Source organism: Pelomonas lactea (assembly GCF_043555885.1).
Classification (GTDB): domain Bacteria; phylum Pseudomonadota; class Gammaproteobacteria; order Burkholderiales; family Burkholderiaceae_C; genus Pelomonas; species Pelomonas lactea.
Genome location: NZ_JBIGHX010000008.1, coordinates 257,898 through 275,307 on the forward strand (window position 1 = coordinate 257,898; position 17,410 = coordinate 275,307).

A 17,410-nucleotide genomic window follows, 5' to 3' on the forward strand; every position below is an offset into this window, starting at 1 on the left:
TCAAATCTGCATGACCAGCTTTGCGAAGTACGGATGAACCTGCCATCCCTGTGCCTCAACGAAGGCCCGGACCGCAGCTCCCACTCGGGCAGCGACTTGGTCGTTGGCCTTTGACATGAGGTCTGGCATTGGCAAGCCAGGGCAGGTATCCGCCGGAAATGAGTGCAGCGACAAGGCGCCAAGCATCCGGTCATCGAGCATGTCGAAAGCGGGCACAGCAGCTCTCCACCACGATGGCATGAGCGCGAAGCCATCCTGCCGCATCCAGCGACTCGTCAGTCCGCCGTCGTTGATGGGCTGCGTCAGGAAAAAGTGGTCTTCCACGGTCACCACGAACGGCTCCTCGTCTTGCTTGCCGCCTCCGTTTGGCAGCTTCGCGCAGTCGATGACGAACACGAAGCGCTCGTTGGATACGCCATCGCTGGTGGAGCCCAGGGCAAAGCTCAGCGCCACCTCGGGTGTTCCTGTGACGTCAATCGAAGGGGTGGGCAGCTCGTAGTGCCGGAGCACAGCAATGGCATCCTCGTGGCTGACCGAGTACCCGGCCGAGGCTCCAACAATCTGCTGCGCGCGTCTGTAGATCGTGAACGCTTGACCAACCAGAGTCGCATCCGACTGGAGCCTGTGAAACGTCGAGCGAACCGTGGCACGACCCTCCGCATTCGGGTGCAATCTGGCCTCGCCTCTGAACAAAAACTGTTGGTCGCCGTTTGGTAGGCGGGCAGCCTTGAGATTGTTCAAATGGGATAGCAAATTGCCGTAGCTCTGATGCTTTTCGATGGGCAGTGGAGAGACGACGGACATTGGGCATCCTCGCGCGTAGCTGGGTGGATCGTGACCACTGCAAACGCGACAGTCACCCTGAAAAGTGATGATGCCGCGCGAGCGGTGTTCGCTCAGGCGCGGCCTCTCTGCCGTTCCGAGGGGCCGCACCGAGCGCGGCACACGACGTCTGGCTCCTCGGCACAATGACGCTCAAAGGGAGGAGACGAGAATGACAGACCAGCAAGCCAGCGACAGTACCTCGCCTAGCACGCCCGAGGCGCCCAGAACGCCCGGCGGTGTTGCCGTGGAGACCAGCATCGGGCCGTTGTCTGCACATGCTCTGAAGATGCGAGACATGGACGTTCTCGGGCCGTACGCCGATGGCGCCCAGGACCCAGAGAAGATGCGTGGCCTTGGCGAAGCCCTTGTGAAGCGGCTCGTGCGAACTCAGCCTGACGACGGCTCATCGGTGCTAACTGCAGAGATGTACGAGCGCCTGTCCTCGGAAGACGTTGACGCGCTGGCGCGTGGGGTCGCCGAGGCATGTCGTGTCGGTCCACTGGTCGGCGAGGCATCGCCGCTCGAGGAACTCGGGGCGGCAGTGCTGAAGAAAATCAACGACGGCATGGCCTCCATTCAGGGGACCATACAGAAGAGCTTCAGTACCCTCTCTGAGTCCGTGCGAAGCGCGTTGGGGGACAGTCTGAGCGGGCTGTCGGTCATGCGAAACGCCCTCAAGGAGTCGTCAGCGATGGGTGCCGTTCGCAAAGCCCTCGATGACCAAGAGCGCATTCAGCGCCTGATGCGCGGAAGCTCAATCCACACGGGCTACGGGTCCTCTATTGCGGAGTCGCTCGCTGAGCGCGTCAACGTCCCTGCGTTCGAGGCTCGACCCCCCTTTGAACTGGCGGAAATCAAGCTGCCGCCGTTTGAAGAGACGCCCATGGGACGGGCCGCAATAGCCAGTGAAGAATCGGCTCGGCAACTGCGCGAAGTGGCCGGCTTCATGGGCGGGATGGCCGACGAGTTGGCCAAGCTCCACATGCTGTTCCTCACGGAGGTGATCCCTCAGTGGAAGAGCGATTTGGAAGAAAGCGCAGCAGCCACGAATACGACTCTTCGGCAGGCCGAGCGAGGCATCTTCTGGGCCAAGTGGGCTCTTGGCGCTTCAGTCTTCTTCACCATCCTCATGACGTGCTGGCAGCTATGGGTTGCGAGGGCATACAAGCTTGAGAACGACGCCCAGCAGGACCGGATGGAGCTCCTCATGACGGAGCAGCTTGCGGAGTCCAAGAAGGCAAACCAGCGCCTTGCAGAGGACGCAAAGCAGATGCGTGAATCGCTTGACCGCATGGCTGCAACGACCGCCGCAGCTGTGGCGGCTGCCGTATCCGCCCAGAAGAGCTCAGCACAGGCGCGCCTAGCGGAGAGCGTTACTCGGCGATAAACCTGTGGGTCGCTGAGGTCAGTTGCCGCCAGGTGCGACCACTGGCAGCACGTCGACGAATCGCTCGTACACCTTGTCTACCGCGGTGACCAGAGCCACTGATGTCGTCGTCCTGGCCAGCAGCCGTGCCGACATGGGCAGCATCCCGTTCGAGAGCTTCACCAAGTTGGTCCCCAGCTCCGCAGGAAATCCATCTTGGGTCCGTGCGAGGGCATGCAGGCCGGCATGGACGAACCCGTTCATCGGCGCCCAGGCACTGTCGCGAAGCTCTCGAAGCTGCAGGACCAGGCCGCGCAGGTTGGGTGCCTTCTCAGCGGTGCTCTCGAGCGCCAGCAGCATCTTCTCGGCGCTGATGACGTTCTTGGCCGTCGCGGCAGTCTCTTCGGTCAGAAAGGCCGAGAGCTTCTCGACCGGACTCTCCGGTGCCGAGTAGAGCAACCAGGCGGCGCGCAACAGGGCCTCGTATTGCAAGCGCAGCATCGCCGCGCCGGAATTCGGGGTGCCCGCACTGAAGAGCACCCGAAGCGCGTGAGCGTGCTCGAACGCCAGCTCGGCGGCCGCCGCTGCGGCTTCGGGCCGGTCACCGCCAAACCACTCGATGTCTTCCCCGAACATGCCCAGCAGGTGTTCAGCGAAGTCGTGTGACTTGGCCAGCATCTCGTCGAGTTCGCCCATGGCGTCACGCCCTCCCTGCGTGAGCCTCCGTTCTAGCACGCCCGCTACTGCGTGCCCATTCGACCCGGCAGCCTGAGCAGCGCGAACATGCGCGGCTAGATGCCGGGCCGCCAGCTCTGGCGCTGAGAAGCGCTCCCCGGCGAGTTTAGGGATAGCCCTATGGAGCTGATTCGGGCAGGCCATAGCTGCTAACCTAACAACAAAGTATGAGTGCAATGCCGTCATTGGCAGAGTCGCACACGGGAGCGTCATGAAGTCCACGATCTATTGGGCCGTTTTGTCGCGGCCGTCGATGCCGAGGCCGCTCGCATGAGCGGGGCGGCGCCGCTTGTCGTCAAGCATGCCGCCGCCGGCCCGTACCTCGGGTTCGCGTTGCAGCCGGTCCGGCTGTGCTACTACCTGCTGAGCAGTCCGCGCGACTCGAGCGTGTCGCTCGAGTACCTGGACGATGTCGCCGTCCACTACGCCGATGGCACGCTGCTGCTCGAGCAATGCAAAAGCGCACTGGCGCACAACCCGATTTCCGATTGGTCCGATGACCTTTGGAAGACGGTCGCCAATTGGCTGGACGCGGTCGAGACGAAGAAGGTTGACGGGGCGAAGACCTCCTTCCAGCTCTACGTGACGCCACCGAAGCCCGGCAAGCTGAGTGCGGCGATGCATGCCGCGGCGGATGCGAAAGCTGTCGAAGCACTTGTCACACAGGTCAGAGACAAGCTGAAGAAGAAGGCTGACGCGCCCAAGTGCATCGCGCACGTTCAGAAGTTCCTCGATGCGACTGACGAGCTGCGCGTGGCGGTCGTCGGCAAGACCGCCGTCTTCGCCACCGATGCCGACCCACTGGAGCCTCTTCGTGAGCTGTTGCGGCCCACGGTCCCAGAGGCGTCGCTCGACGTGATCTGCGCTTCGGCGATTGGCCAGGCCAAGGAGGCAGCCGACAAGTGCATTCGCCGGAAGGTCCCGGCGCTGGTGGGTGTCGCAGAGTTCCGAAGGAACTTTCATGCCTTCGTCCAGCAGAACAACATGGCGGGCTATCTGCCAACCTTCACGGCCGCTCCATCCAAAGATGTCACGAAGGCCTTGCTGACGACCCGTCCTGTCTTCGTGAGGCAGCTGCAACTGATAGATGCGTCCGAAGAGCAGCAGCTAAGGGCGGCCAGTGACCTCATGCGTACGTCTGGCGACAAGGTGAAGTGGGCGGATCAGGGCCTCGTTCACGACCGCACCTTTGAGGACTGGGAAGAGACCTTGCTGCGCAAGCACGACGCGGCGCTGAGCGAGGTCAAGGAGACCTACTCCGAGAAACCTCAGGAGGCTCAAGGGCGGATCGTCTACAGCCGCTGTGCCGCCATGGAGGTGCCACTGGACAGCCGTGAAGTGCCTGGACATTTCACGCACGGGGGCTTCAACGACTTGGCCGACAGACGAAAGCTGGGGTGGCACCCGGAGCACCAGGCTCTTCTGAACGAGGAGGACGCGAAGTGACGGACGGCGCTCGTGTAGCGCGCCTCACCGAGGCCGCAATCGTCCAGAACGAAGCGCTGGGTGCGTACGCCATCTGGCGATTCGGTCTTGGATTCCAGGAACGGGACGGGCAGGCTGTGACCCTGCCTCTTGCGTTCTTGCTTTTGCCGCTGGTCCTTCACGCGCCGACGCTGGCCATGGTGCTGGGCACGCAGAAGGCTTCTGGCTTGCATCTCTTCGCCGGCAAGCTCGGCGAGCAGCGCGAGGACCTGTTGGCGGTTCATGGTCGTGCTTTGGCGCTGCGACAGCTGACGCTCGGCTCTCTCATTGCCGCCGAGCAGGCGCGGCTGGTCCGCATCGAGCCGAATACCGCAACCGTCCGGGCATTCAGTCCGCACGATGAGCTGCGGGCCCCGTCGCTCCCTGAGCGAATCCGACGAATCGCACCGGCCTGCGAAAAGATCGGGTACTGGTTCGCCGGCCTGTCGGACCAGCAGGTTGCCCACACATTGAAGGTAGGGTTCTGATGCACTTCAAACTGTTGAAAGTCATCTTGTGGCCGCGGAAAGGCGGTGAGCCGAGAGTGGTCGAGTTCGAGCCGAGCATGGTGAACGTCATCAGCGGCGCTTCGAAGACTGGGAAGTCGTCGGTCATTCCGATCATTGACTACTGCCTGGGGTCGGAAAAGTGTGCGATTCCCGTGGGCGTTATTCGAGAGACGTGCTCGTGGTTTGGCGTGCTGGTCGATACGCTTGAAGGACAGAAGCTGCTCGCACGACGGGAGCCTGGTGGCCTGAAAGCGTCCGGCGACATGCTGCTCCTGGAGGGGCCGGTCGTTGAGGTCCCAGCGGTCATCACGGGCAAGAACCAGAACGTCGACTATGTGAAGGCCGTCTTGAACAGGCTCTCGGGTCTGTCGAACCTGCAGTTCGAGCCCGGGACGGATGAGAGGTTCAAGTCGCGCGTGAGCTTCCGCGACCTGATGGCCTTCCTGTTCCAGCCGCAGAACATCGTTGCCAACCCCGACGTCCTGTTCTTCAAGGCCGACACGACGGATCACCGGGAGAAGCTGAAGACCATCTTCCCTTACGTGCTCGGCGCGATAAGCCCGGAACTGCTTCAGGCGCGGCATGACCTCGACCGGCTGTCGCGGCTTCTCCGTCGCAAGGAAGGGGAGTTGAAGGCCCGCCAGGACACAGGCGCCGCGTGGCAGCGTGAGGGGTTTGCTTGGGCCCGTCTGGCGATTGAATATGGGCTTCTGCCGGCGCACACCGCGGTGCCGGATGATTGGCCTTCGACAGTCGACCTGCTGCGAGAGGCGCTTCGCAGCGACACGCGGTCTGCAACGCCCACGTTGGCGGCGATGGACGTCATCATGAGCCGGCTCACCGAACTGCGCGCCGTCGAGTCGAAGCTGACGATGACCCTCAATCAGTCCCGTCAACGCCTTCATGAACTGCGCCGGCTCGACGAAAGCAGCGACGAGTACCGCGATGGTCTGCGCATCCAGCGCGACCGCTTGGGCTTGTCGGCCTGGATTCGAGACCTTGCGACAGAGCATCCCGCGGCGGTCCTTGAGCCCAGCGAGGCGGGCCGTGCGCGAGTCGACCAGCTGTGTCAAGCGCTGGAAGGCATTGAGTTGCGGCTGCGGTCTTATCCGAGCGTTGCGGAATCACTTGGAAAGGAGACGCTGCGACAGCGGGAGGCGGTCGACACCGTGCTCAACGACTTGGCCGCAGTGCGTGCTGAGATTCGCACCCTGGAGGGGCAGTCCGATGAGGCACGGAAGGTCACGACGCGAGGCGAAGAAATCTCGCGATTCCTGGGGCGGCTGCAAGAGGCACTCAGGCTGTACGACGCTGCAGACACGTCCTCGGAGCTGAACCAGGAGATTTCGACGCTGCGGGCCGAAGTCGAACGGCTGGCCAAGCTGGTGTCGGAGCATGAGATTGGACGGAAGCTGGAGAACGCGCTCAACACGATCCAGGACATCTCGGGCAGGCTTATTCCGCAGCTTGATGGTGAGTGGCCTGACGCGCCAATCCGACTCGTGATTCAAGACCTCACCGTGCGAGTTATCCGCGAGACTCGCGATGACTTCCTCTGGGAGATTGGCAGCGGCGCGAACTGGTTGGCCTATCACGTTGCGTTAAGCCTTGCGTTGCAGGGCTATTTCCTTCGCTTGCCGCAACACCCCGTTCCGGCGCTCCTCATCTATGACCAGCCGAGTCAGGTCTATTTCCCTGCCCGTCGCGCTGGTAAATCCAGTGACGAAGAGCTCGATCCTACTTGGGATAACGAGGACGTGGTCGCAGTGAGGAAGGTCTTCGCACTTTTCAACGACATCATCCAGAAGACCGATGGACGACTGCAGATCATCGTTCTAGACCACGCGGGCGAGGAGGTTTGGGGCGGACTTGAGAACGTCCATCTCGTCGAGGAGTGGCGTGGAAGAGGTTTGGTGCCGGAAGCGTGGGCCTAGGCGCGCCTAGCGGTTGCCTCGCCTCTCCGACACCCCTGAATCAACCTTGGAACTTGATGGCTACATCGCAACTGCAAGATGTCACCGGATCGCGTGGCGAGAGCGTTGTCTACCTCTGCCTAACGGACTACAGCGGCTTTGCCGCACCGTTGTTCAGGGCGGCATTCTTGGGCGACAAGTGGCCGGCGCTGGACTTCTACGTCGAGTTGCGAACGACGCGCGGGGCCGGGCTGTATTTCTTCGGGCAAGCCAAGTCCACTGCGCTCCCTCTGAAGAAGAGGTCGCGTGTCCTACCGGTAACGGCCGACCGCGATGATGTTGACAGGTTACTGCGCATTCCAGCGCCAACATACGTCCTCGGTGTGCATGAACCATCGAAGAGGGTCTTCATTCGCGCCGTCCATAGCGGAACGCCAAGCAAGTCGATTTCCAGCATTCCGTTGACCCACGAGTTGACCCCGGCGGCGCTACAGGTGCTGCACGATGAGGTTGTCGCGTACTGGGGAGCCGTGAGTCCTTCCAAACCTTCCACCTCTGCATTCACATGAAAACCGATGCTGAACTTGTGTCACGGCGTGCGGAGCTTCTGGCACAACTCTTTCTCGAAGACCTGGGGCCAAAGTTCCTTTCAAAAGCGCCTGCGGACTTCGGCTTCGACTTTGTGGTCGGCTTCAGCAACAGTCGCGGTGGAGTCAACCTGATCGCTGTAGAGGTCAAGGCAGGGGAGCGGATTCAGAAGCGCATACAGATGAAGCGCAGCGCATATCAACTACTTGGTCACTCCAACGTGCCTGGCCTAGTGCTCGTGATCGACGTGAAGAGCAACACGGTGCTCTACAACCTGGTTCACCCTGTTCGGCCCAGTACGGCTGGGCTGATGGTAAGCCTCCAACTTGTTGAGGCGAACGATGAGCGCCGCGATTACCTGAGACGACTGTTCTCCTCCGACGAGGGCGCACCCCCGTTGTCGGAGGGATGACGACTAATGATGCGAGCCTCCACGCGCCATCGCTCTATTGGCAGTTGACGCATTTGGCGACGCACACGGAACCCCTCAATTCAAAAGCTGAATCCAAGTATTGCGCCAAGTTCGCCGATGCTTCGAAGTACATCTCCTAGACGGGAGCTCCACGGTTCGGTACATGTTGAACCAACCTATGAGCTCATCCAACTGAGCGTTGCAAAGCCAGGCGCAGTTGGAAAAGATCGCTGCGGCGACACTGTCCTACGCACACTCGGTGGTTGAGCTGATTCCCCCTCATCCATCTCGCCCGGGCTTATCGTCATCGGTCAGCGCTTGCCGGCCAAAGCGATTACGAATTCTTGGGGGCGTGAGGTGAGCACGCAGCGAATACAACGAGCGTCATACGGCCCTCCCGTCAGACAAACCTTGCACGCTGCGCTGCAGTGTCTCCAGTCGGCCCTCAAGCGCTTCCGCCGTTGCTGCCGTAGCTCGTAACGCTGCAACCTCTTGCGTGCGCTCGTTGAGTACCTGTTGGACCTGCCGCAGCTGGTCGTCGAGGCGCTCGATGACGAGGGTCTTCTCCTGCGTCATCGCCTGTTGCGCGGCCATGCCAATCTCCAACTCTCGAATGCGCTCTGCGTGGCGTGCCAGCTCGTCGAGGTGGCCCTGTTCCACCTTTTCCAGCCGAGCAATTTGGGCATCCGCATCAGCGAGTTGTGCGTTCGCCGATTTGAGAGCTGCTTTTGTGTGACGGTGGGGCTCGTCGACAGCTTCGTGCGCTAGCCGTTGCGCAGTGGCGAAGAGTTCACGGATGAAGGCTCCCCCGCGCGCAGCCACTTCATCCGGCACCACCACTGCAGCAAGCTCGTCTCGGCGAGCAAACCAAGTTCGCAAGTGAGGTGCCGCGGTCGATCTGGACCCGCCGCCTAGGCGAGCGAGCACGCCATCCAGAGTCGGCTCAGTACCCTCAGCCGCGAGGGCATCCGCGGCGGCCCACACGCTCGCCTCGGTCGCAATCGACCTGGTCATCGGGCTGCCCGCGGCTGCGTGACCGTGATGCATTGACTGTACTCACTGTACTGAGCGCCAGTACGGTCAGTACGGTGACGTGGTCGGCAGCTGAACTTCCTCATCAGGGGGCCTCCGAATCATGACGTCGTGCTCCGATTCGCGGAGCCGTCGATGCCGCGAACAGGTCGCGGATCAGGTCAACTCAAAAGCGCCTTAGGATCGCGACGAAGCGGCAGGCTAGGGGCACTTCGTCGGGGACGTCAACGCCTTTTTGGCCTTTATCCATCGGCTATAGCGCGCAATGGCCATCGCGTCGACTTAACTCCATTTGGGCTGTATCTGTGCCGCCACACACAAGCAAGAAGGGCCAGCCGGTTCAGCCCGACAGGCTCAAAAATCGGTGCGTCAAGGAGCCGTTCAGCGACTGGTCGGCGATGTGCGATTGCAGCGCATCGAAGGAATGGGTTGCCATTGTGGAAGCGCGCCTCATCAGCTCAGTAGGAGACGTTGCAGCGCGGCGCACGGACATCTATGCAAGGTGCTCATCTTGTTGAGCTAACGACTTGCCCCGCAGCGCCTGGAGAAGCTCACTGCCAATAGCGCACGCATTCGCAGCTCGTTTGGCCTGCCTGACCGAGGCTGCGAGGCGAGCATCGCTGACGTTTGCGTGGTGCACGCTGGGTAGACGGTCCGCCAAGCGCGGCAGGACCACCAGGGAAATGGTGGCGCTGCTCGGCTAAAGAGAAGGGCTTAGGCCGTGGCTTCGCCAGCGTCCACCGCTTCAGCGGGCGCGGGCTTTGTGGGCTTCTTAACGGCAGCCTTTTTCGCCGGCGCCACCTTGGCGGCTTTCTTGACAGGCGCCTTTGCTACGGGATTTGCGGCCGCCGCCGCCTTGGTTGCCTTGGTCGGCTTGGCCACCTTCTTCGCCGGCGCGGCCTTCTTCTTGGCCGCGACCTTCACCGCCTTCACCGGAGCGGCCTTCGCGGCAGCACGCGTCTTCTTGGCAGCCGGAGCTGCCTTCTTCGCGCCCACCAAGAACTCTTCGAGCGAGCGCCCAGAGGCAAGAGCGTCACGAATCCATTGCGGACGTTTGCCTATACCACCCCAGGCGTTGCCCTGGTCGTCAGCGAACTTCGGCGGCTTCGCAGCGCGAGCAGACTTTGCCTTGACTGCGTTGGCAGGCGCGCCCTTGGTCGGGGCTGCACGGCCGTTTCCGACGAACGTGCTGTCGGACGAGCCGAAGAGGTGTTCGGCGGTCAGGCCGTGCTGCGCAATCTCCCTCCGAATGCGCGCGATGACGGTGGACTGAATTGCTGCTGCTTCTTTCTGCAGCTTCTCAATTTGACCCATGATTTTCGAGAGGGACTTAGCCATGCAACGACTCCAAGTGATATTGCAGGCGAGAGTCTAGGTCGCAATGACGCAAATCACGGGAGCTGTCCTCAAATGCTCTTGCATGTGCAGTTCTGGAACTGGCCCGCCGACCCGGACTCAATGGTGCCGAGACGTCAAATACTCCTTGTGGCCAGCCGCATTGACGATGTACTTGCCCCCGCGTGGACCCGTGTGGACTGTCGCGGTTGCTTGGCTTGATGCTGGGGCGCTAGCGCCTGAAGTTGGCGCACTGGCCGGCGCAGAGGCAGATAGCGCGGCAACCTTGGCAGTCTTGCGGAACTCCCACGGCGGGATCGCGGGCGATGCCCACAAACCCGCGTGAGATGCTTTGGCATCGGACTCGATGTTCAACAGCTCTGGGCGCCTTAAGTACATGCGGTAGGCCCACGCCATCCCGTGTTCGACCATCACGCGCGAGACGTCACGCCCCTCACATGAAACGACACCCACAATGCGCCCGTACAGATCAGTCGTTCGCGTTTGGACCTTCGCCTGTTGTTTGAAGCACAGCGTCGACAACTCGCGCTTGGCCGCCTGACCGAAGGGCTGGCCAAGCTCAGGCGCGTCAATGTCGGCGAGGCGAATCTGCAGTTGCTTCTTCTCTGCCGTCAGGAGCGTTAGCGTGTCGCCATCGTGGACCCCGACGACCAGACCTGTGACCTCCTGGGCCGCCAAGTGTGAGGACACGCACAGGGCGGCGAGCGTGGCAAAGAGCTTGAGCATCTGCAGAGCAATGCCCGCTCTCGATCCGCCGTGGCGGTCGCGCCAGTCCATCATTGGAGCAACCGAACCTGGTCCCCCTCGACCACGACACGACCTCGCTCGGCCAGATGCGCGATGGCCAACATGGCTCGTGCCTCCGCATCAGCAGCAACCCGGTTCATCCCAAGCATCTTGCACGTCGTACGGGCAAGCTCCTGGCGGCTCGTGCCGCCAGCCTGGTCGAGGATGTGCCGCATCACGGCGCCCACCTCTTCAAGCGCGACCTCGTCGATGTGGCGGCGTGAGTTCTCGTCGCCGCTGGACACCCTGAAGTCCGCCCAGTCTGACGGGTTCACGTTGGCGGGCCAGAAGAAGGTCTTGTCGCCATCCACCGTCTTCACGAACCGCGGAAGGGCCAAGCTCTTTAGCCTGTCGACGATGCGTGAACCGGTCCGTTCCAGCCCCCAGGCGCGGGCAACGCGCTTGTAGAGCACACTCTCCAAGATCGGGCCCTCCAGGTCCACGACACGGGTCAGGTGGTCATGGAGAGTGGTGGTCGAGTACGGCTCGTAGAACGCATCCGGTTCACCCAACGGGAGAACCGCCACCGAGTAGTGCTTGAGCGGGCTCTCCGTGGGAACAATCTGCGCGTTCGCCTCGGCGACCTGCTCTTCGGGCTCGGTATCAGGAGGCGCAGCTTCCTCGGCTACCTCTGGCTCGGCGATCACTTCCTCAGGGTCCTGGCTGACCAGCTCCTCAAGCTTTGCCTGTAGCTTCTCAAGTTCGCGCTGCGGATCGAGCCACCAGTCGGTCGACCAGATGCGATGGATACGCCAGCCGAGCCCCTCAAGAACGTGCTGCCGCAAGCGATCCCGGTCGCGCGCGGTAGCCGCTGAGTGGTAGGTCGCTCCATCGCACTCCACGCCGAGCAGGTAGCGGCCAGGTGCCCTGGGGTCCACGACGCCGATGTCGATCCGGTAGCCCGAGCAGCCGACCTGTGGGTGCACATCCCATTGCTTGTCGCGAAGCATGCCGATGACGGCCGTCTCGAATGGGCTGTCCGGCGCCAAGCCGGTGGGCATGGACTGCTCGACGAGCGCACGCGGACCCCGTCGGGCGAATTCGAGATAGTGCTTCAAGTCGCGAACGCCCGCCGCCCGGACCTTGGCAAGGTCGATTTGCTCCGGCTTCAACGTGCTGAAGATGACGACGCCATGCCTAGCCCGCGAAATCGCCACGTTCAAGCGCCTGTGGCCCCCCTCGGAATTGAGCGGGCCAAAGTTCATCGTCAGCTTTCCAGCTGCGTCTGGACCGTAGGTGATGGAGAACAAGATGACGTCGCGCTCATCGCCTTGGACATTCTCGAGGTTCTTGATGAACAGCTCTTCCGACACCTTTTGCGCGAGCACTTTGTCCAGCTTGTCGTTTGACCTGCGCCTCGCTTCGAGAAGCGTGGCGATGAGCGACTGCTGCGTCTGATTGAAGGTGACGACGCCCATAGTCAGTCCGCCGCTGCCCTCCTTGAGGTAGTGCTGCTCGATGGCGTTGACGATTGCATCTGCTTCAGCACGGTTGGTGCGCGACCCCCCGCGGTCGTAGGCACCTGCCACTGGTTGGAAGCGAACGGCCACGTCTGCGGTCACCGGCGACGGGAAGGTGACCAGCTCTGAGTCGTAGTAGTTGACGTTGCTGAAGGCAATCAGGCTCTCGTGTTTGCTGCGGTAGTGCCACTTCAGGGTTAGCCGGTTCATCCCGGCGCCAAGACACTCGTCGAGGATGCTCTCCAGGTCCTCGACCTGCTGACCGTCACCGCCGTCACCGTCATCCGTCGAGGAGCGGTTGAAGAAGTTCGTGGGAGGTAACTGTTTCGGGTCGCCGACGACAACGAGCTGCTTGCCGCGAGCAATCACGCCCACGGCGTCCCACACCGCAATTTGCGAGGCTTCGTCGAAGACCACCACGTCGAACTGCGAGTGGCCCGCCGCCAGGTACTGCGCTACGGAAAGTGGCGACATCAGCAGGCACGGCTTAAGCTTCGGCAGGAGGGTGGGCAGCCCCTGCATCAGCTGGCGCACGGGGAGGTGCTTGCGCTGCTTTTGCAGCTCACGGCGTAGTCTGCCCATCTCGCTGTCCGCCCCGACGACGGCACTGGTCGCTGTCGGCACCTTCCCAGACAGCGTGGCAGCGATGTACGCCTGCGTGAGCTTCTGGAACCTGGTGTCGGCGTCGCGGAACTCGCGAATCTTCCGTTCGTGGTCCGCGCTCGAGAAGGTGCGGAGCACGGGTTCCTTGTCGACCGCACGCTTGAGCCACCAGCTGCGATAGCTGTACTCGAAGTGCCCCGCGACATCGACCAGGGCGATCCGGCCGCTCTCAACAGACTCGACGACGCCCTGCAGGCCCTGGGCGATTGCCTGCGAGCGCACGCCACGCCACAGGCACCACGGTTGGATGGCTCGTCGCCCGTGCTGCCAGCTCGCCAGGAGCGACTGCACTCGCGGGATGGCACCGTCGGCTTGAATGTCACCCGCCAGTGGTGCGGTGGGCTTCGCCACCTCGTTGAGCACGGCCAGCTTGGCCTGGAACTCGCGGTACGCATCGCGGAACTCCAGCAGCTTGCGTCCGGACGCCCCGGCAGGCCCCAGCACCGCACGCTGCTCGCCGACGAGCGGACTCAGTGCCCGCTGGATCGCCTCGGCGCGCGCAGCATCCCCGGCTGCAACTCGAGCTACTGCATCGGCAAACGTTCGAGCCCAGGCGGCGTGCCTCTCGACAGCGTCCCAGTCGGTCTGCACGCCCGAGTAGGCCTCGTCCAGCAATGCCTCGGCGTCAGCGTGCAAGCCTCGGAGGAACTGGTCCTCCTCGTTGACGTCGCCCAAAGGCTTCAGCGCGGTGCTCAGAGCTGCACCAGACGGCGGCCGAGAGTCCTCACGAACTGCAGCCAGCTTCGCAAGGATGCCTCGCTTGGCGAACCAGGACTTCGGCCACCAGGCGTTGTTCGCGGCTGTCCACTGCCCGTTCAGCTCCGCGCCGTTCAATTTCGCAAGGTTGGGAGTCCAACCAGGACCCACCAGTGCCCAGTGCTGCTGCCGTGCTCGGCCGTGCTTCACAAGCGTCTGAACCCGTGTTCTCGTCGCCGTGTCATGCGCCTGCTTCGCGAGGGCGACCGGAACCTTCGGTGCCGCCAGAAGTACGTCGGCCAGATGGTCAAACGCCGCAAGCCCCTCAAGACTCTGGCCGGCCGGCGCGTCGCCCAGCAGCGTGGCGAGAGGCTCCGTCTTGTCCTTGAGCGTGCCTGCGGCTGAGCTTGCCGCGGCGACCGCGCCTTCGAACTCTTCTTGCCAAAGAGGTGACCAATCGCTGTGACCAACCAGCGCGAGCGGGTGGTCGTGCAACGTCGTCAGGGCCTGGCCCAGCGCGGCGATGCGCCGCGTCGTCTCGCGCAGCTTGTCCAGCTCGGCATGGCTGTGCGTGTTGGGGTCCGCCCATGGCATGTGCGACGCCGGCGTGCCAGTGTTCGCAATGCAGGTTCCGATGGCCGAGTAGACGTCCAGGCCGTTGGAGTGCTCACGGTGAAGGGCGTCGACGAGCCCGTTGAGCTCCATCCGCAGAGCGGCCAAACGGTCGGCCTCGCGCTCCCACTCACTGGCTGTCTTGGTGCTGCTGACTTCCAAGGCCTTGCCAAGCTGCGCCAGAACATCCGTCTTCTTGGTCTTTGAGGAATGGAGCTCCAGGCAGAACGGCGCCAGGCCAACGTCGGTGAGCCGCCGGTGCACCACCTCAAGCGCCGCTACCTTCTCGGCGACGAACAGGACGGTCCTCCCCTTGGCCAGCGTGTTGGCAATGATGTTTGTGATGGTCTGGGACTTGCCAGTGCCAGGAGGCCCTTCGAGGACCAAGTCGCGCCCCGAGTCGACGGCGCAGATGGCTTCGAGCTGCGACGAGTCCGATAGCATCGGCGCACGGATGTCCTGCGGACGGTAGGCATCGTCGAGGCGCAGCCTCTCGGTCGACTCCGGCGCGTCCGTCGTGAACGCCTCTCCCGGGTGCTCGATGAGATGTTTGACGACGCGGTTGGCCTTGAGCTGCTCCGTTCTGTCCTGCAGGTCCTTCCACATCAGGTACTTGGTGAAGCTGAAGATGCCGAGGTGGGCTTCCTCACGGACCTCCCATTTCGGCAGCTCCCGCGTGGCCAGGCGGAAGGCCTGCAGGATGCGGGGCACGTCCACGCCGCTGTCGTCGGTGTGCACCGTGTCCAAACCGGTGGTGTTCAACTCAAACGCGCTGCGGAGCAGCTGCAGCAGCGTTGGGTTGATGATGGTCTCGTCGTCATGCCGGGTCAGCCGGTATCCGCTGCGCACCGATTGCCGGCTCAGCGTCACCGGCACCAGGAGGATCGGTGCGAGGTGCGACGCGTCAGCCTTGTCCGCCTCGGTCCACCTCAGGAATCCAAGCGCGAGGTAGAGGGTGTTCGCGCCGCCTTCCTCCAAGCCCGTCTTGGCGGCCGTGAGCAGCGAAAGCAGGTTGCCGTCGAGACCCTCCGTGCCCACGCGGGCGATTAGCTCCTTGTTCGGCAGGGCGTCGCGAGCCATGTCGTCGAGCGGTGAGCGCCCGGTGCGCATGGCGTGCACCTGCGCCGAGCGCGGATCGCCACCCTCCATGAGCGCGGGCAGCGGCTTGATGCGGAACTCCACGCCGTCGGCGAGCCCGTCTTCCAACGCGCCCAGGTCCGGCGCCACCAACTGCAGCGTCGACTTGGTCGTTTTGAAGTTCAGCAGCTTGTTCCGCAGCGTCAGGTCCAGCAGCTTGGCCTTCCACTTCGCTAGGCGGCCTTCAGGCGTGTCCTCAGCGGCAATCTCGATAGGCGTCAAGTACGCCGGATCGAGTGGCGGCAGGTCCGGCGTCTGCTCGATGTCATCCGGTGCGCTGGCCTCGTCCACGGCAGCGCTCTTGGCGAGGGTCACGCGGCTGGGTAGGGGCTTGATTTGGACGCCCCGAGCCATGAAGACGTCCACGCCGAACAGGAACCCGTCTTCGTCTCGCAGATGCTCAAGGCCGCGCTCAAGCGCAATCCGAAGGGAAGGGCGGTGGCTGTGATGGAGCGCAACGCCGGTCGTCTCGAATGCCAGGAACTCGCCGCTGTCCATGCGCTTGCGGATTTCCTGAGCGTCCTCGACCAACGGCTGGCTGAACGACGCCTGATGGAGCCACACCCCCACCCAGGCGTGCCCCTGCTTGACGAGCACCACCGGGCGCAATCCGGCCTGCTCAAGGCACGATGCGAACAGCATCGCGAGGTCCAAGCAGGTGGCGACCTTCGATTCGAGGATGCGGTCGGCTGTCCGAATCTTCTGCCCATCGCTGCCAAATGACGCGGGAGGCTCGGCGTATTGCAGGTTCTCTGCTGCCAGGGTGCTGTACAGCGCCGACACCTGCTTCCACACGACGTCTCTGCTCTTGGATTGGTAGCCGTCCATCGACAGGTCAGGGTGGGACTTCCGCAAGAGCTTGGATGCCTTGCCGACCAAGACGTCGACGGCCGGGTTGTTCGGCATCGAAAAAGCCGCCAGCAGCTCTGGAAGTGCGCGCGTTCCCGCCCATTGGTCGTAGGCGAGGACCTGAACGGGCTGGTTGTGGTGGAACAGCTCCTCGGTGCCGCGCAGCACGGTCGCGGTGATGGAGGCCGACATGCCTTCTTGCAGATCGGACAGGTAGCTGTGGTCGGGGTGGAGGTCGAGCGGCGAAATCAGGCGCGACTCGCCTGGCGCAAGGGACTCAAAGCGAAGCTTCGTGCCGCGGGCGAACGAGGGGTTGCAGGCGACGAGCACCTCCAACCCTTCAAGATGCTCTTCGGTGCCATTGGTCAATCGGAGCGAGCGCACCACCGGGATGGCGTTCTGGATCGACGCATACCCGACCGTTGGGTCAGCTTGCAGCTCGACACGGATGGTGCCGGCAGGTGCACTTGGTGTCTCTGGCGCCTGCGCCTGCAGCGTCTCGTCCATCACGACTCCCCCTAGTTTCTTGTAGTCCAACAAGATGCTGCACCGCAGATGTGTTGGCTAGGGGAAAAGCCCGAGGCAGGGCGCCGCTCACGCAAAAAAGGGCCCGTCCGGTCGTCCCGAGGGCCCAACGCTGTCCGTCAAGGACGCCCAGCAACTGCTCTGTACGCGCGCCCGCGGCGCGCCTTGGTCGGTCACGCTGTCACCAGCTCCCTACGCAACATCTCCACCGACGACATTCGAGACACCCGCTCGGCCTGGCTCGCTTCGTGCACACGCCGCTGCGTAACTGACCTCGCCAGCATGCCCTGCAGTTCCTCACTCCCCGCAATGCGGCGCTGCGCTTCCCGAATTGCCGGCGCGAACTCCGGGCTCAGCCTGAGCTTGTGCTCGAGGAGGCCATCGTGCCGTTCGGGGAACACCCGCCACCAGGCGAGGATGCTTTCAGGGTCATTGAGGTCGAGCAGCACGTTGGCTCCGTAGGTCGGTCGCCCAGCTTTTGA

At 63.0% G+C, this 17,410-nt stretch carries 13 protein-coding genes; 6 read left to right on the top strand and 7 right to left on the bottom strand.

Features of this window, described 5'->3' with window-relative positions:
- Window positions 1-804 (bottom strand): FRG domain-containing protein, encoded by an 804-nt coding sequence (locus ACG04Q_RS20780; protein ID WP_394513281.1) that lies wholly within the window; start codon window positions 802-804, stop codon window positions 1-3.
- Between the two features lie 190 nt (window positions 805-994).
- Between ACG04Q_RS20780 and ACG04Q_RS20785 the strand changes: the two genes are divergently transcribed.
- Complete coding sequence (locus ACG04Q_RS20785) at window positions 995-2,212, top strand: hypothetical protein (RefSeq protein WP_394513282.1); 1,218 nt, start codon at window positions 995-997, stop codon at window positions 2,210-2,212.
- A gap of 18 nt (window positions 2,213-2,230) precedes the next feature.
- Here the strand turns inward: ACG04Q_RS20785 and ACG04Q_RS20790 are convergent, their stop codons facing one another.
- Window positions 2,231-2,887 carry a DUF6988 family protein gene (locus tag ACG04Q_RS20790; RefSeq protein ID WP_394513284.1) on the bottom strand — a complete coding sequence of 219 codons (657 nt, stop codon included), beginning with the start codon at window positions 2,885-2,887 and terminating at the stop codon, window positions 2,231-2,233.
- A 267-nt stretch (window positions 2,888-3,154) separates the two neighbouring features.
- On the opposite strand from ACG04Q_RS20790, the gene ACG04Q_RS20795 reads away from it, so the two are divergent.
- From ACG04Q_RS20795 to ACG04Q_RS20815, 5 genes are read left to right on the top strand one after another with little or no spacing between them, the layout of a single operon-like run.
- Window positions 3,155-4,372: an ABC-three component system protein gene (locus ACG04Q_RS20795; RefSeq protein ID WP_394513286.1), complete on the top strand. Its 1,218-nt coding sequence runs from the start codon at window positions 3,155-3,157 to the stop codon at window positions 4,370-4,372.
- Window positions 4,369-4,878, top strand: a complete 510-nt coding sequence (locus ACG04Q_RS20800; RefSeq protein WP_394513287.1) for a three component ABC system middle component — start codon at window positions 4,369-4,371, stop codon at window positions 4,876-4,878. Before ACG04Q_RS20795 ends, ACG04Q_RS20800 begins: the two co-directional genes overlap by 4 nt.
- Window positions 4,878-6,833, top strand: a complete 1,956-nt coding sequence (locus ACG04Q_RS20805; RefSeq protein WP_394513289.1) for a DUF3732 domain-containing protein — start codon at window positions 4,878-4,880, stop codon at window positions 6,831-6,833. The genes ACG04Q_RS20800 and ACG04Q_RS20805 overlap by 1 nt, the downstream gene beginning before the upstream one ends.
- Before the next feature lie 56 nt (window positions 6,834-6,889).
- Window positions 6,890-7,381, top strand: coding sequence for a hypothetical protein (locus ACG04Q_RS20810; protein WP_394513290.1), 492 nt, complete (start codon window positions 6,890-6,892; stop codon window positions 7,379-7,381).
- On the top strand, window positions 7,378-7,812 hold the full coding sequence (locus ACG04Q_RS20815; protein WP_394513291.1) for a DUF4365 domain-containing protein: 435 nt from the start codon (window positions 7,378-7,380) through the stop codon (window positions 7,810-7,812). The genes ACG04Q_RS20810 and ACG04Q_RS20815 overlap by 4 nt, the downstream gene beginning before the upstream one ends.
- Before the next feature lie 384 nt (window positions 7,813-8,196).
- On the opposite strand, the gene ACG04Q_RS20820 is transcribed toward ACG04Q_RS20815, so the two are convergent.
- From ACG04Q_RS20820 to ACG04Q_RS20840, 5 genes are all read right to left on the bottom strand, one after another.
- Window positions 8,197-8,859 (bottom strand): DNA-binding protein, encoded by a 663-nt coding sequence (locus tag ACG04Q_RS20820; protein WP_394513293.1) that lies wholly within the window; start codon window positions 8,857-8,859, stop codon window positions 8,197-8,199.
- A gap of 699 nt (window positions 8,860-9,558) precedes the next feature.
- The gene (locus ACG04Q_RS20825) at window positions 9,559-10,182 is read right to left on the bottom strand and encodes an H-NS histone family protein (protein WP_394513295.1); all 624 of its coding nucleotides are present in this window, start codon (window positions 10,180-10,182) and stop codon (window positions 9,559-9,561) included.
- Window positions 10,183-10,299: 117 nt separating this feature from the next.
- Complete coding sequence (locus ACG04Q_RS20830; protein ID WP_394513297.1) at window positions 10,300-10,977, bottom strand: thermonuclease family protein; 678 nt, start codon at window positions 10,975-10,977, stop codon at window positions 10,300-10,302.
- A complete protein-coding gene (locus tag ACG04Q_RS20835; RefSeq protein ID WP_394513299.1) occupies window positions 10,977-16,910 on the bottom strand; it encodes a DUF3320 domain-containing protein in 5,934 nt (1,977 codons plus the stop codon). Before ACG04Q_RS20835 ends, ACG04Q_RS20830 begins: the two co-directional genes overlap by 1 nt.
- A gap of 191 nt (window positions 16,911-17,101) precedes the next feature.
- Window positions 17,102-17,377 carry a hypothetical protein gene (locus tag ACG04Q_RS20840; RefSeq protein ID WP_394417827.1) on the bottom strand — a complete coding sequence of 92 codons (276 nt, stop codon included), beginning with the start codon at window positions 17,375-17,377 and terminating at the stop codon, window positions 17,102-17,104.
- Window positions 17,378-17,410: the final 33 nt, after the last annotated feature.